Annotated in this window: 13 protein-coding genes; 9 read left to right on the forward strand and 4 right to left on the reverse strand. The window is 66.1% G+C overall.

Going from position 1 to position 13,777, the window contains the following annotated elements; all coding sequences use genetic code 11:
- Nucleotides 1–67: 67 nt before the first annotated feature.
- A complete protein-coding gene (locus B2W22_RS06915) occupies nucleotides 68–1,069 on the reverse strand; it encodes an ABC transporter permease (RefSeq protein WP_175121366.1) in 1,002 nt (333 codons plus the stop codon).
- A 260-nt stretch (nucleotides 1,070–1,329) separates the two neighbouring features.
- Between B2W22_RS06915 and B2W22_RS06920 the strand changes: the two genes are divergently transcribed.
- Both B2W22_RS06920 and B2W22_RS06925 read left to right on the forward strand, forming a co-directional pair.
- On the forward strand, nucleotides 1,330–2,922 hold the full coding sequence (locus B2W22_RS06920) for an ABC transporter substrate-binding protein (RefSeq protein WP_286936807.1): 1,593 nt from the start codon (nucleotides 1,330–1,332) through the stop codon (nucleotides 2,920–2,922).
- Between the two features lie 13 nt (nucleotides 2,923–2,935).
- Nucleotides 2,936–4,453, forward strand: coding sequence for an amidase (locus tag B2W22_RS06925; RefSeq protein ID WP_286936809.1), 1,518 nt, complete (start codon nucleotides 2,936–2,938; stop codon nucleotides 4,451–4,453).
- Nucleotides 4,454–4,495: 42 nt separating this feature from the next.
- Here B2W22_RS06925 and B2W22_RS06930 read toward each other — a convergent pair whose 3' ends face one another.
- Both B2W22_RS06930 and B2W22_RS06935 read right to left on the reverse strand, forming a co-directional pair.
- Nucleotides 4,496–5,047 carry a sugar O-acetyltransferase gene (locus B2W22_RS06930; RefSeq protein WP_286936810.1) on the reverse strand — a complete coding sequence of 184 codons (552 nt, stop codon included), beginning with the start codon at nucleotides 5,045–5,047 and terminating at the stop codon, nucleotides 4,496–4,498.
- A gap of 46 nt (nucleotides 5,048–5,093) precedes the next feature.
- Complete coding sequence (locus B2W22_RS06935) at nucleotides 5,094–6,236, reverse strand: citrate/2-methylcitrate synthase (RefSeq protein ID WP_286936812.1); 1,143 nt, start codon at nucleotides 6,234–6,236, stop codon at nucleotides 5,094–5,096.
- A 130-nt stretch (nucleotides 6,237–6,366) separates the two neighbouring features.
- On the opposite strand from B2W22_RS06935, the gene B2W22_RS06940 reads away from it, so the two are divergent.
- The 4 genes from B2W22_RS06940 to B2W22_RS06955 all read left to right on the forward strand — a co-directional run bounded on the left by B2W22_RS06940 (nucleotide 6,367) and on the right by B2W22_RS06955 (nucleotide 9,926).
- Nucleotides 6,367–7,320 (forward strand): 2-hydroxyacid dehydrogenase, encoded by a 954-nt coding sequence (locus B2W22_RS06940; RefSeq protein WP_286936814.1) that lies wholly within the window; start codon nucleotides 6,367–6,369, stop codon nucleotides 7,318–7,320.
- A 28-nt stretch (nucleotides 7,321–7,348) separates the two neighbouring features.
- Nucleotides 7,349–8,047, forward strand: a complete 699-nt coding sequence (locus B2W22_RS06945; protein WP_286936816.1) for a fumarylacetoacetate hydrolase family protein — start codon at nucleotides 7,349–7,351, stop codon at nucleotides 8,045–8,047.
- Nucleotides 8,048–8,104: 57 nt separating this feature from the next.
- Nucleotides 8,105–8,869: an SDR family oxidoreductase gene (locus B2W22_RS06950; protein WP_175121360.1), complete on the forward strand. Its 765-nt coding sequence runs from the start codon at nucleotides 8,105–8,107 to the stop codon at nucleotides 8,867–8,869.
- Nucleotides 8,870–8,951: 82 nt separating this feature from the next.
- Nucleotides 8,952–9,926, forward strand: a complete 975-nt coding sequence (locus tag B2W22_RS06955) for a Bug family tripartite tricarboxylate transporter substrate binding protein (protein WP_175183590.1) — start codon at nucleotides 8,952–8,954, stop codon at nucleotides 9,924–9,926.
- Between the two features lie 132 nt (nucleotides 9,927–10,058).
- Here B2W22_RS06955 and B2W22_RS06960 read toward each other — a convergent pair whose 3' ends face one another.
- The gene (locus tag B2W22_RS06960) at nucleotides 10,059–10,790 is read right to left on the reverse strand and encodes an IclR family transcriptional regulator (RefSeq protein WP_286936819.1); all 732 of its coding nucleotides are present in this window, start codon (nucleotides 10,788–10,790) and stop codon (nucleotides 10,059–10,061) included.
- A 94-nt stretch (nucleotides 10,791–10,884) separates the two neighbouring features.
- On the opposite strand from B2W22_RS06960, the gene B2W22_RS06965 reads away from it, so the two are divergent.
- The 3 genes from B2W22_RS06965 to B2W22_RS06975 are packed head-to-tail and all read left to right on the forward strand — an operon-like array spanning nucleotide 10,885 to nucleotide 13,748.
- Nucleotides 10,885–11,853: a Bug family tripartite tricarboxylate transporter substrate binding protein gene (locus tag B2W22_RS06965; RefSeq protein WP_175183592.1), complete on the forward strand. Its 969-nt coding sequence runs from the start codon at nucleotides 10,885–10,887 to the stop codon at nucleotides 11,851–11,853.
- A 6-nt stretch (nucleotides 11,854–11,859) separates the two neighbouring features.
- Nucleotides 11,860–12,726: an amidohydrolase family protein gene (locus B2W22_RS06970; RefSeq protein ID WP_286936822.1), complete on the forward strand. Its 867-nt coding sequence runs from the start codon at nucleotides 11,860–11,862 to the stop codon at nucleotides 12,724–12,726.
- 26 nt (nucleotides 12,727–12,752) lie between these two features.
- Nucleotides 12,753–13,748 carry a Bug family tripartite tricarboxylate transporter substrate binding protein gene (locus tag B2W22_RS06975; RefSeq protein WP_286936824.1) on the forward strand — a complete coding sequence of 332 codons (996 nt, stop codon included), beginning with the start codon at nucleotides 12,753–12,755 and terminating at the stop codon, nucleotides 13,746–13,748.
- Nucleotides 13,749–13,777: the final 29 nt, after the last annotated feature.

A 13,777-nucleotide genomic window follows, 5' to 3' on the forward strand; every position in this document is an offset into this window, starting at 1 on the left:
AGTGCGAGATTGTTTGATAGCGTCGTTCATCGTGTCGTTTCGAGAAAATGCAGGCTCATGGCCCGTGTCAGCGAACCTGGATTCGCGGGTCCAGCGCGGCCTGCAGCAAGTCCACCACCATGTTGACCACGATCACCAGCAAGGAGGAGCAGAACAGGATGCCCAACAGCACCGGATAGTCGCGCGCAAGAATAGATTCCAGCACCAAGCTGCCCAGGCCCGGCCAATTGAATACGGTCTCGATCACCGTCGCGCCGCCCAGCAATGCGCCGAAGTGCATGCCGATCAGCGTCGTGACCGGAATCAATGCATTGCGCAGCACATGGCGCACCGTGATGACCGCCGGCGACAAGCCTTTGGACCTGGCCGTGCGCACGAAATCCTGCTTGCTGACTTCCAGCATCGCTGCACGGGTCAGCCGCGAAAACACCGCTAGATAGAGACCTGCTGTCGTCAGCATCGGTAGCAACAGATGCCGCGCCTTGTCGGCCACCGCGTCCCAACCCGACAGCCCCGCTCCGATGGTGTGGCTGCCACTGGTCGGCAGCCAACCCAGCGTGACCGCGAACAGCACGATCGCCATCAAGCCCAGCCAGAACGTCGGCGTGGAATACAACAGCAGGACCAGCACGGAGATCAGTTTGTCCTGCCAGCGCCCGGCGTACAGCGACATCAGCACGCCCAGCACCACGCCGGTTAACGTAGCCAGCAACAGCGCCGCCCCCATCAGCAGCAAGGTATTGCCGAGACGATCGAGAATGAGTGTGGTGACGGGCAGGTTGTGGCGGGCCGACATGCCCAGATCGAAATGAGCGAGGTGCGACAGATAGTTGCTCAACCGCTCACCCATCGACAGATCCAGGCCGAAGTGGCGTTGCAGTTGCGCCAGACTCTCGGCCGTGGCCCCGCCGGATTCCGCCGCCACGACGTCCGCGGCGTTGCCCGGCACCCATTCCAGCAACAGGAAGTTAAGAATGATGATGCCCAGCACGGTCGGAATGGCCTGGAGGGCATTCCTGCGAAACACGGCCAGCAGTCTGGACAGCTGGGCGCCGTTGAAGTTGCTCATAGCGATGCACAGGTTCGCAGCCGCCTGCCGCAAACATGTCTGTTGATTCCGAATAATCGTCAAGCTCGGCATTGTCGCGATCGGCTTGCAACGCTGGCAACGAAGAATATCGAATTAGCAAACGCGGCGGCCGACTATCGGGATAAGTAAATAAGACGCCAATCGTTGTTGTGCGAGGCAAAGCGGTTCAACATTTCGCCCTCTCAATTCTTCAAATATCGAGCGCCGGCGCAAGCGCGGCATTCGTAAAAAGGGCAGATATGCAGTCGAAGACAATGCGCCGGTTGGCGATGATGCTGGCGTGGATTCCCGCCGCGGCAAGCGTGGCGGTGCACGCGCAAAACGCACAGCAGCCGCAGCCTGGAGGCACGCTCACCTTCCTGATGGCGCAGGAACCCACCGCGCTGGTGTCGCTGGTCAATCCGAAGGTCGAGAACCGCAACATCAGCGCAAAGATCACGGAAGGTCTGCTGCGCTATGACCTGCAGTTCAAGCCCCAACCGCTCCTGGCCACCGAATGGAACATCACCGACGACGGCCTGCGTTACACGTTCAAGCTGCGCACCGGCGTCAAGTTTCACAACGGAACGGACTTCACCTCGGCCGACGTCAAATACTCGATCCTGAAGCAGCGCGAGATCGGCCCGCGCGGCCGAATCACGTTCGCCAACGTCCAGGATGTTGAAACCCCCGACCCGCACACGGCGATCATCGTGCTGAGCAAGCCTGCGCCCTATTTGCTGAAGGCGCTGTCGTCCGCGGAGACGCCCATCGTCTCGCAGCAGCGCTATGGCGCGGCGGATCCGCTGGTGCACGACAACAACAACCACCCGATCGGCACAGGTCCGTTCAGGTTCAAGGAATGGTCCAAGGGCAGCTATGTCGTGCTGGAAAAGAACCCCGATTACTGGCGCAAAGGGCATCCCTACCTCGACCGCGTGATCTATCGCTTCATCAAAAACACGGCATCGATATCGGCGGCCATCGAAACCGGCGAAGCCAACGCGGCGTTGAACGTGGCCGTGTCTGACCTGGATCGCCTGTCGGGCAACCCCAAGCTTGCCATCGACGACACCTACGACGAGTTCCTGAGCAACGTGTTGTTTCTGGAGTTCAACCTGGACAATCCGATCCTGGCGAATCCGAAGGTGCGTCACGCGCTGGCGCATGCCATCGACCGGAATTTCATTGCCAACACGGTCTACTACAAGCGCGCCCGCGTCGTGAATTCGCCGATTCCGTCCATTCTTGCCCAGTATTACGACGACAGCGCCTTCAACTATCCCGTTGACCTTGCGCGCGCCAACACCCTGCTCGATGAAGCCGGCTACCCGCGCAAGGGAAGTGATGGCCGCTTCTCCCTGCGCCTGGCGTTCATGCCGTCGGCCGACTTCAAGCGCACGTCCGAGTACATCCGCGCGGCGTTGAACCGCGTGGGCGTAAAGGTGGAGATTGTCGATGGCGACCTGCCCACATTCATCAACCGGCTCTACAAGGAACGCAGTTTCGATCTGAGTGTGAATGGCCTGGGACGCCTGTTCGATCCCACGGTAGGCGTGCAGCGCTTCTACTGGTCCGACGGCATCAAGAATCCCTTGCCCTTCGTCAACGCGGCGCACTACAACAACCCGCGTGTGGACGACCTGTTCCGGGCCGCGGCCGTCGAAACCGACGATACGCGCCGCGCCGCAACCTTCAAGGAGATCCAGGGCATCGTCGGCAAGGACCTTCCCACGCTTCCGCTGGTGACCGTGCCGTCAACCCTGCAGGTCTATCAGAAGCGTGTCCACAACCTGAACAACAGCGTGGACCTGACCGCCGGAGACTTTTCCGACACGTGGCTGGAACATTGAGAGGAGCCGAACCGTGAGCCAACAGCAACGCCCCTCTTTCGCCTACCTGGAAGCGCTGGCGTTCGCGCCTGCGCACGCGCAGGCGCGCGCCCTCGCAACGGGCGAGGTCACCGCCATCGAATTGCTGGACCATGTGCTTGCGCGCATCGACCGGTACAACCCCCGACTGAACGCGGTCATCGCACGCGACGATGAAGGAGCGCGCCAGGCCGCACGCGCGGCCGACGCGGCCCTGGCTCGCGGCGAGCGCAAGCCATTGCTGGGCGTGCCGATCACAGTGAAGGAAAACTTCCACATCGCTGGCCTCGCGACGTGCGTGGGCAATCCTGACTACGCGCACAACGTCGACGCCGTCGACGCGCCGGCCGTCATCGCGCTGCGCGAAGCCGGCGCCGTGCTGATCGGCAAAACAAACGTTCCGCTCTCGCTTGCCGATCTGCAGACCTACAACGCGGTCTATGGCGTCACCCGCAATCCCTGGAATCTGCACCGCTCGCCAGGCGGCTCGTCAGGCGGGTCCGCCGCTGCCATCGCGGCCGGATTCGGCGCATTGGAGCTAGGCACTGACATTGGCGGGTCGATTCGCGTGCCAGCCCATTTCACGGGCGTCTTCGGCCACAAGCCGACATTCGGCCTGGTCTACAACGGCGGCACCGGCGCGCCCTCCGGCAAGCAGACGTTGCGCGATTTGACCGTGGCCGGGCCGCTGGCGCGCAGCGCCGAAGACCTTGAACTGGCGCTGCAACTGCTGCTTAACCGGGATCCCCTGGCAAGCAAGGCATGGCGGGCGACGTTGCCTGCCGCGCGGCACGACGACCTGCGCAAGTTCCGGGTGCTGCTGTTGACGGCCTGGCCCGGGCAGCCTCAGTCCCGGTCCGAACGACTGGTCGAAACGCGGCTGCGACAGGGATTGGAAGCCGCGGGCGTGACCGTGACGCTTCCTGAAGAGGCCGCTGGGTTACTGCCCGATCTGAATGCCGCGCATGTCGTGTACCGCAGTCTGCTGGGCGCGTCGCTGCCACGGCCAACGGGTGCGGCCGCGCAGCCGGCTGACCCGGAAAGCGAAGAGACTGCCGAGACCGCATGGAAGCGCGGCCCGTATCTCTCGCACGCGGAGTGGCTGGACAAGCACGAACAACGGCTGCGATTGCGCCAGCAATGGGAGGCGTTCTTCGAGCACTTCGATGTGGTGCTGAGTCCGGTATTGCCGGCCACAGCCTTTGCGCACGACCATTCAGAACCCAAGGATGCGCGCAGGTTTCCGGTCGCGTTCGACGAGGGTGTGACGCAGCTTCGCTTTGCGGATCTGTTCAACTGGGCCGGTCTGCCGGTCCTGCCCGGCTTGCCGGCCACCAGCTTTCCGCTGGGCCTGGACGACGACAACCTGCCCATCGGCGCCCAGGCCGTCGGGCCTTATCTGGAAGACCTGACGCCCATCCGCTTCGCCGCCCTGTTCACGGCGCAGCAAGGGGGATTCCAGGCGCCGCCGGGTTTCGCTGACGACGCGCAGCCCGAACGCGCAGGCGCCTAGACTGCGCGGGGTAATCCGGCGGGCAGCGGTTCGGCCAATTGCTTAGCCACGCACCCGCGCCGGATTCCCCACCACCTTCGCCCCTGCCGGCACGTCCCGCGTGACCACGCTGCCCGCGCCGATGATCGCGTCATCCCCCACCGTGACACCCGGCAGGATGATCGCGCCACCGCCGATCCACACCTGCTTGCCGATGTGCACGGGACGGCCGAATTCCAGCATCGCGCGGCGCTGCTCGGGATCGTGCGGATGGTCCGCCGTATAGATCTGCACGGCCGGGCCGATCTGCGTGCCGTCGCCGATCGTGACTTGCACGACGTCAAGGATCACGCAGTTGAAATTCATGAACACGTTCGCGCCCAGCGAGATGTTGTAGCCGTAGTCGCAATGAAACGGCGGGCGGATCAGTGCGCCCTCGCCCACGCTGGCAAGTCGCTCGCGCAGGAGCGCGTGCCATTGTTCGGGCGGCTCGCCCAGCAAGGCGTTGTACAGCTTCATCCAGGCGCTGGCGGCAAGCTGGTCCGCCTGGATCTCGTCGTCGGCGGCCGTGTAGAGCTCTCCTGCGAGCATCCTCTGCTTCTGCGTACGTGTCATGGCTGATCTCCTGTCCGGATCAGCCAGCATACCGAAGATTGCCGGACTAGGCCGCTTGCGGCACGACGCCCACATAGCGTCCGCGCGGCCGGATGACTTGCGCGACGCTGAGCTGCTCCAGGCAATGCGCCAGCAGGCCGATACTGCGCGCCGTGGCAAACAGTCCGAAGGCCGCATCGTCCGGCAGCTTGCAGTGCGCCGACAGCGCGGCCAGCGCCACGTCGATGTTGGGATGCAGGCCGGTCAGTTGCGTGGCCTTGTCGATGAAGCGCGTGATGACCTCGGCCGGCTCAAACTGCGCCAGCAGCGCCGCCGCGCGCGGATCGCCATCGGGATACAGATGATGGCCGAAGCCCGCCAGCGGCAGGCCCGTGGAAAGGTAGTGCGCGATGACCTGATCTTCGCCTTGACGCGCCACATCGTCGAACAACGCGCGGACGCGGCCTGATGCGTCGCCATGCAAAGGCCCGGACAAGGTGGTCAGTCCCGACAGCAGGCATGCCGGCAGCGACGCGCCGGTCGAGGCCGCAATGCGCGCGGCAAATGCCGAACTGGTCAGTTCGTGGTCGACGAGCAGGACCATGGCGCTGCGCACCAACTCGGCGGCTTGCGGCGACAGCTTCCAGGCTTGCGCAAACCGCAGATGCAGCGGCCGCTTGCCGGGCTGCGCGCCAAACGCGTTGGCCAGTTGGCCGACCAGGCTCTGGCATTCGGTGTGGAGGACGCGCGTCATGCGGCCATGCGTGGAGTGCCCGGTGGCGGCCAGCGCCGCCAATGACGTGAACGCCGCGACGCGGCCCGGCGATGCCACGCGCGCAGTGCAAGAGAAGTCCGCTTGCTGGTCCGAGTTCCACAGCAATTGCGCGGCCTCTTCCAGGCTGGCCGATCCGGCCAGCGTAACCGCGTCCTGGCCGCGGTAGTACAGGCGTTGGCGATGAAAGGTGGAGATGGCCGTGGGGATGCTGGGCTCGGCGCCGAACAGCGTGTTGGTGGCCAGGGTTTCGTGCTTGCGACCCGCCTGCTTGCGCTTGGCCAGCCCCGCGACGTCTTCGGCGCGGTAAAGACTGCGGCGCGTGTCGGCCGGGTCGGGCATGACCTCCAGCTTGCCGCGGCTGACGTAGGCGTAGATGGTCTGCGGCCGCACGCCTAGCTGGCTGCACGCTTCGGCCATTGAAATCCAGGTACCCATGATCTTCTGTAGCAAAGTTTATATGTTGATTTTATAGATCAATATTGCTTTACAAATCAATCATTAAATACCATGGAATCCATGTTCAACGCGGACCCGCAGCCGGTCCCCCCACCAGAGCCGAACCGACATGAAGCCTCAGGTCCTGCAACTCAATCCCATCCTGATCCCGGCGGTCAACGACGAGCTTGCCTCGCTGTACCAGGTGCACAAGTTCTTCGAGATCTCTGATCAGGCGGCCTGGCTGCGCGAGCACGGCGCTCGCATCGAAGCCGTCATCACCGGCGGCCACACCGGCATCTCGCGTGAGATGCTGGAACAGCTGCCCGGGGTGAAGGTGGTGGCGGTCAATGGCGTGGGCACCGACGCGGTGGACCTGGCGTATTGCCGCGGCCGCGGCCTGCCGGTCACCGCCACGCTGGGCGCGTTGACCGAAGATGTCGCCGACCTGGCGATCGGCCTGCTGATCGCAGCCTGCCGCAACCTCTGCGCGGGCGACCGCTTCGTGCGGGAAGGCCTGTGGGAGCAGTTTCCGTCGCCCAGCGCCATTCCGCTGGCGCGCCGCTTCAGCGGCATGCGCGTGGGCATCGTGGGCATGGGCCGCGTGGGCCGCGCCGTCGCCACGCGGGCGGCGGCCTTTGGCTGCCAGATCCGCTACACCGACCTGCGCGCCATGGACGACGTGCCGCATGAATTCGTGCCGGACCTGGTCGCGCTGGCCCGGGCGTCCGACGCGCTGGTGCTCTGCGCCGCCGCCGACAAGGCCGAGGGCATCGTCAATGCTGCCGTGCTGGACGCGCTGGGCCCGCAGGGCTTCCTGGTCAACGTGGCGCGCGGCCGGCTGGTCAACGAGGCCGACCTTACCGAGGCGCTGGTCGCCGGCCGCATCGCGGGCGCGGGACTGGACGTTTTTGTGGATGAGCCCCGCGTGCCGCAGGCGCTGCGCCAGTCGGATCGCACCACCCTGCAGGCGCATCGCGCCAGCGCCACGTGGGAGACGCGGGCGGCGATGGGCCAGATGGTGCTGGACAGCATCGCGCAGGCGCTGGCCGGCGAGCGTCCGGCGTTGAGCCTGACGACCTGAGCCGCAAGGCACATCTTCGACGACTGCCATGACTGACCTCGTCTTTCCCGCCCTTGCACCAACCACGTTGCCGATCGCCGGCAGCGCGGCCCGTTTTCCCGTCGCGCGCGTGTTCTGCATCGGCCGCAACTATCGCTGGCTGCCCGACGAAGCGCGTCCGGCCGAGATGCCGGCGTGGTTCATGAAGCCCGCCAGCGCCGTGTTCCCGGCCGCCGGCGCGCTGCCCTATCCCGCGGACACGGCGGACTACTGCCATGAGATCGAGCTGGTCGTGGCGATTGGTCTCGGCGGCAAGGACATCGCTGCAGATGACGTCGAAGCCCGCCATATCTGGGGTTACGCCGCGGGGCTGGACATGACCCGGCGCGATCTGCAGCAACAGGCCAAGCGCGCGGGCGGTCCCTGGGAGCCCGCCAAGGCCTTCGATCATTCCGCGCCGTGCACCGCCATCGTGCCTGCTGACGCCTGCGGCCATCCGCGCGAAGGCGCGCTGTGGTTGTCCGTCAATGGAGAAGACCGCCAACGCGGCGACGTATCCGGCCTGCTGTGGTCCGTACCCGAGCTGGTGGCGATGCTCTCGCGATCCGTGACCCTGGCGCCCGGCGATCTCGTCTTTACCGGCACGCCCGCCGGCGTTGGTCCCTTGGGCCCTGGCGATGTCGTCAACGCGGGCGTGGCCGGCATCGGGGACCTGACCATGACCGTTGGCGCGCCCCGCGCCGCCTGACGCCGCGCCGATTCTTTCAACATCAATAACCATCCAATCCGCCCGAGGAGCCATCCCTTGAACGACAGCACCACCCAGAAAATTGCCCTGGTCACCGGCGCAGGCAGCGGCGTCGGCCGCGTCACCGCCATCGCCTTGCTGAACGACGGCTGGACCGTCGTGCTGGCCGGCCGCCGCGCCGATCCCTTGCAGTCGCTGCAAGCCGAGGCTGCCGCGCGCGGTCAGACCGCGTTGGCCGTGCCCACTGACGTCACCAGCCCGGAAAGCGTCGAAGCGCTGTTCAACACCATCGAAAGCCGGTTCGGCCGGCTGGACCTGCTGTTCAACAACGCGGGCGTCAACGCGCCCGCTGTGCCGATGGACGAACTGCCGCTGGAAAAGTGGTTCAACGCCATCAACACCAATGTGACGGGCGTCTATCTGTGCGCGCGCGCCGCCTTCGGGCTGATGCGACGCCAGACGCCGCAGGGCGGCCGCATCATCAATAACGGTTCCATCTCCGCGCACACGCCCCGCCCCTTTACCGCGCCCTACACCGCCAGCAAGCACGCGGTGACCGGCCTGACCAAGTCGCTGGCGCTGGACGGCCGCGCCTACAACATCGTGGCGGGACAGATCGACATCGGCAACGCGATGACGGAGCTGTCCGAACGCATGACACGCGGCGTGCTGCAGGCCAATGGCACGGTTGCACCGGAGCCCATGATGGATGCCGTCCACGTCGCGAAAGCGGTGCGCCACATGGCGTCGCTGCCCCTGGACGCCAACGTCCTGACCATGACCGTCATGGCCAGCGCCATGCCCTTTGCGGGGCGCGGCTAAGGCCTTATCCGCGACCCGGGGTGCAGCACACCCGGGGCGCCCCACAGAGTTGACTGAAGTTGACCACCCCGAGGAGACAAGCATGACCTTCACCACGCTGGCCAAGACCCTGGCCTTTTCGGCAGTCCTTGCCGCCGTGCCCGGCCTGGCCGCGGCGCAGAATTACCCCACCCGCCCCATCAGCATCATCGTGCCGGCCCCGCCGGGCGGCGGCATCGACATGATTGCGCGCGTCGTCGGCGAAAAGCTCTCGCAATCGCTGGGCCAGCCCGTCATCGTCGACAACCGGCCGGGCGCCTCCAACAACCTGGGCACCGCACTGCTCGCCAACGCCAAGCCCGACGGCTACACCATCGGCATCGTGGGCGGCAGCCACAACATCAACAAATACCTGTTCAAGAACCTGGGCTGGGACCCGCAGAAGAGTTTCGAGCCCATCATCTACACGCATGAAATTCCGCTGGTGTTCTCGGTCTATCCGAAGATCCCGCCCAAGACGCTGCCGGAATTGGTGGACTGGATGAAGGCGCATCCCGACGACGCCAAAGTCGCCACGTCGGGCCGAGGCAGCGCGCAGGAAATGGCCGCCGAGATGTTCCGCATGGTCAGCGGCGCGCCCATGCTGTTGATCCCGTACAAGGGTTCGTCCGCCGCGCACCCCGACCTGCTCGCGGGCCGCACGGTGCTCTACATCGACACCCTGAGCGCCATGCAGGAACAAGTCAAGGCCGGCAACGTGCGCGCCGTCGCGGTGTCGACCGCCAATCGCACCAAGGCCCTGCCCGACGTGCCGACCGCGCAGGAGCAAGGCCTGAAGGGCTACGACGCCAACACCAACGGCGGCTTCCTGGCGCCGGCGGGCACGCCGAAGGAGATCATCGCCAAGCTCAACACCGAGATCAACGCGGTCCTCAAGCAACCCGCCGTGCGCGCCAAGCTGGAAGCCGCGGGCATCGAGGTCCAGGGCGGCACGCCGCAGGAGTACGCGGCGGTGATCCAGTCGGACCTGGACAAGTGGGGCAAGGTGGTGAAGGAAGCGAAGATCGAGGCGGAGTGATGTTCGCCACGCATGCAAACGGGCGCGGCTAGGCCTTCGCCCTTTGCGCGCGCAGGGACGCGGTCCGATGGAGCCCGGATCGCGTCCTTTCTTTTTTGTTTTTGAGGCTGGCGCAGAAAGCCCTCGCACGAACTACGCCGTCCGCCGCAATCCCATCAGCGACCGCGACAGCCGGCTCGCCGCCGCAAGCACGGGCTCCTTGAGGTCGAGCAGCACGCTTTCGGTCAGGCGCGAGATCGGCCCCGAGATGCAGATTGCGCCCTGCAGTGTCCAGTTGATGCCGTAGACCGGCGCCGAAATGCTGGAGACTTCGGCATCGCGCTCGCCGAGCGAAATCATGTAGCCCGCGCGGCGCACGGATTCATAGGGTTCGCCCGGTTCGCCGGCAAACGCCAGCAGCACACGCCCCGGACTGCCCAGCTCAAGCGGCAGCGCCGCCCCCACCCGCACGTGATGCCGGATGGACTTGGGGCCTTCAACCCGCGCCATGCAGATGCGCTGCTTGCCTTCGCGCACATAGAACGTGGCGCTTTCACCCGTAGCAGCCGACAGCTCACGCAGCACCGGCTGCACCACTTCCGCAATGTTGAACGTGGCCTGGTAGCAGGCGCCCAGCCATCCGGCCGCGCGCGCCAGACGCCATGTGCCGTCCTCCCGTTGCGCCAGGTAGTCGTCCATGGCCAGGGTGCGCGCCAGACGCAACACGGTTGAGCGATGGCAGCCGGTCCGCCGGCTGAGCTCCGCCAGCGACAGGTGCGTGTCGTCCACGCCGAACGCGGCAAGGATGCTCATTGCGCGGCGCACCGCCACCACGCCTTCTTCGGCTGGGGTTTCGTCCCGATCGGGGTTCAGCTCATCGTTCATGGTACGCAACATGTTCCGCTATACGAACCTGCATTGTATTGAGTGGAACACGGATTCACAATGCCTTCACCAAAACAACTATTCGGAGACAACGATGAAGCAGATCGCGCGCGTGCTGTCGGGCCTGGCCCTGGTGTGCATGACCAGCCTGAGCGCCGCTCAGGACTATCCCAACAAGCCCATCCGCCTGATCGTTCCCTTCCCGCCAGGCGGCGGCACCGACGTGCTGGCCCGGGAGGCGGCGATAAAGGTCGGCGCCAACACCGGTTGGAACATCGTCACGGAGAACCGGCCGGGCTCGGGCGGCAACATCGGGGTCGACACGGTCGCCAAGGCGGCGCCGGACGGTTACACGCTGGTGCTGGGCCAGACCAGCAACCTGGCGATCAACCCGACGCTCTACGCCAAGCTGCCTTACGACCCCGAAAAGGATCTCTCCGCCATCGGTCTGGTCGCGGACGCCCCGCTGGTGATCGTCGTGCCGGCCACCTCGCCGCTCAAGTCGTTCGAGGACATGATTGCCGCCGCCAAAGCCAAACCCGGCGCGTTGAACTTCGCAAGCTCGGGCAACGGAACCGTCGCGCATCTGGCGGCCGTGCAGTTGCAGAACGCGGCCGGCATCAAGCTCACCCACATTCCGTACAAGGGCGCGGCGCAGGCCTCCAATGACCTGATCGGCGGCCAGATCGACATGTACCTGTCGTCGGTGCCCACGCTGATCGGCCACGTGCGCAACGGCAAGATGCGGGCGCTGGCGGTGACGTCGTCGCAACGCGTGCCTGACATGCCCGACGTGCCCACCGTCGCCGAACGCGGTTTTCCCGGCTTTGAAGCGGTGACCTGGTTCGGACTGGCCGCGCCCGCCGGCACGCCGGCCGACATCGTGCAGCGCCTGAACGCCGAGTTCAACAAGGCGCTGCAGGCCAAGGACCTGAGCTTGAAGTACCAGGAGCAAGGCGCGCGAGTGCTGACCAGTTCTCCGGACGCGTTCGCCAAGCTGATCCACGACGACCGCATCCGCTGGGGCAAGATCGTCAAGGACTCGGGCGCGAAGGTCGAGTGATCCGCCATGCAAGCCCGCTACCCGTATTCCAGCGGCACGTCGCGCCCCGCCATTGCCGCGCCGGCCGGCGCGTGCGACTGCCACATCCACGCCTATGACGCGCGCTACCCCGCTGCGCCCGGCGCAAAACTGTCGCCGCCGGACGCCACGATGTCGCAGTACCGCGAGATCCAGGCCCGGTTGGGAACGCAGCGGGCCGTGCTGGTCACGCCTTCCACCTACGGTGCGGACAACCGTCCCATGCTGGACGCGCTGGCGCAGTTGGGTGGGCAGGCGCGCGGCGTGGCGGTGATCGATGGCAGCGAGACCGATGCGCAGCTTCAAGCCATGCACGACGCAGGCGTTCGCGGCATCCGTCTCAATCTGTCCTTGGGCGTGACCAGTTCCGCGGATCAGATCGTGCCGCTGGCGCAGCGCGTCGCACCGTTGGGCTGGCACCTGCAACTGCTGATGGCGCGCGAGCAGCTAGCCGAGCTGGCGCCAGCGCTGCAAGACCTGCCCGCGCCCATCGTGTTCGACCACATGGCGCGGCTTGCGCCGCCAGACGCCGGCGTGCATCCGGCCCACGCCCTGGTGCTGCGGCTGCTCGAGCGCGGCCGCGCGTGGATCAAGCTGTCCGGCGGCTACATCGTCAGCCCGCGGCATTCCATTGAAGACCGGGCGCTGGATGCGCTGGCCCGCAGTTATCTGGACGCCAATCCCGAGCGTGTCGTCTGGGGCAGCGACTGGCCGCATGCGTCGGCGTCGGCCGGCATGCAAGCCATGCCCGACGACGCGCGCCAGTTCGAGCGCCTGGGCGAATGGACCGGCCGCGACCAACTGGACCAGGTCCTCGTCCACAACCCGGCGGCCCTGTACGGCTTTCCGGCATGAACAAAAAGCATCATCGGAGACAACCCATGCAAGACCCTCACACCCTTACCCGCCGCAACTTCCTCGCCGCCACCGCGGCGCTGACGGCCACCGCCGCCTTCGGCCTCCGCGCCGCGCAGGAATGGCCTGGCGGCAAGACCATCACCTGGGTCGTGCCGTATCCGGCAGGCGGCAGCACCGACGTGCTGGGCCGCGCCATCGCGCAGCAGCTCGATGCGCTGCTTTCAACGCGTGTCATCGTCGACAACCGCCCCGGCGCCACCGGCACCATCGGCGCGGCCCGCGTGGCACGCGCCGAAGCCGACGGCCTGACCTTGCTGGGCACGTCGATCGGCCCGCAGGCAATCGCCCCCCACGTCATGGGCAAGCTCACGTATGACCCCGTCGCCGACTTCGCGCCGGTCATCATGATCGGCACCATTCCCCATCTGCTGGTCGTGGGCAAGGCGCAGCCCTTCAAGACCGTGGCCGAGCTGATCGCCGCGGCGAAGAAGGCGCCGGAAAGCCTGGCCTATGCATCGGGCGGCACCGGGACCATCCTGCACATGCAGGGCGAACTGCTGCAGCAAAAGACCGGCGCCCGCTTTCTGCACGTGCCCTACAAGGGCGACACCCCCGCCTTGCAGGACACGTTGGCCGGCCAGGTGCAGTTCGCCTTCATTCCGGCCGCCGCCGCGTTGCCGCACGTGCAGACCGGCGCGCTGCGCGCCCTGGCCGTCACGTCCGCGCAGCGCCTGCCCGCGCTTGCCGACGTGCCCACCATGGCGCAAGCCGGGTTCGACGATTTCGTAGTCGAGCAATGGCAGGCGGTCTTCGCGCCGGCTGCAACCCCGGCGCCGGTGATCGCGCGGCTTAACGCCGACATCGGCCGCGCGCTGCAAAGCCCCGCGCTGGTTGCGCTGGCCGAACAGCTCGGCATCACGCTGGCCGGCGGCACGCCGCAGGCCCTGGACCAGACACGCAAAGCGGACTTCGACAAATGGGGCAAGGTCATCCGCGACGCCGGCATCAAGCCCGCCTGACCGCCCCCGCATCCCTCTTCTACCTTTGA

Source organism: Achromobacter sp. UBA4530 (assembly GCF_002388205.1).
Lineage (GTDB): Bacteria > Pseudomonadota > Gammaproteobacteria > Burkholderiales > Burkholderiaceae_B > Achromobacter > Achromobacter animicus.

Coding starts and splice junctions, on each gene's coding strand:
- B2W22_RS06915 (WP_175121366.1), bottom strand. CDS start 1,069: ATGAGCAACTTCAACGGCGCCCAGCTGTCCAGACTGCTGGCCGTGTTT.
- B2W22_RS06920 (WP_286936807.1), top strand. CDS start 1,330: ATGCAGTCGAAGACAATGCGCCGGTTGGCGATGATGCTGGCGTGGATT.
- B2W22_RS06930 (WP_286936810.1), bottom strand. CDS start 5,047: ATGACACGTACGCAGAAGCAGAGGATGCTCGCAGGAGAGCTCTACACG.
- B2W22_RS06935 (WP_286936812.1), bottom strand. CDS start 6,236: ATGGGTACCTGGATTTCAATGGCCGAAGCGTGCAGCCAGCTAGGCGTG.
- B2W22_RS06940 (WP_286936814.1), top strand. CDS start 6,367: ATGAAGCCTCAGGTCCTGCAACTCAATCCCATCCTGATCCCGGCGGTC.
- B2W22_RS06945 (WP_286936816.1), top strand. CDS start 7,349: ATGACTGACCTCGTCTTTCCCGCCCTTGCACCAACCACGTTGCCGATC.
- B2W22_RS06955 (WP_175183590.1), top strand. CDS start 8,952: ATGACCTTCACCACGCTGGCCAAGACCCTGGCCTTTTCGGCAGTCCTT.
- B2W22_RS06960 (WP_286936819.1), bottom strand. CDS start 10,790: ATGAACGATGAGCTGAACCCCGATCGGGACGAAACCCCAGCCGAAGAA.
- B2W22_RS06965 (WP_175183592.1), top strand. CDS start 10,885: ATGAAGCAGATCGCGCGCGTGCTGTCGGGCCTGGCCCTGGTGTGCATG.
- B2W22_RS06970 (WP_286936822.1), top strand. CDS start 11,860: ATGCAAGCCCGCTACCCGTATTCCAGCGGCACGTCGCGCCCCGCCATT.
- B2W22_RS06975 (WP_286936824.1), top strand. CDS start 12,753: ATGCAAGACCCTCACACCCTTACCCGCCGCAACTTCCTCGCCGCCACC.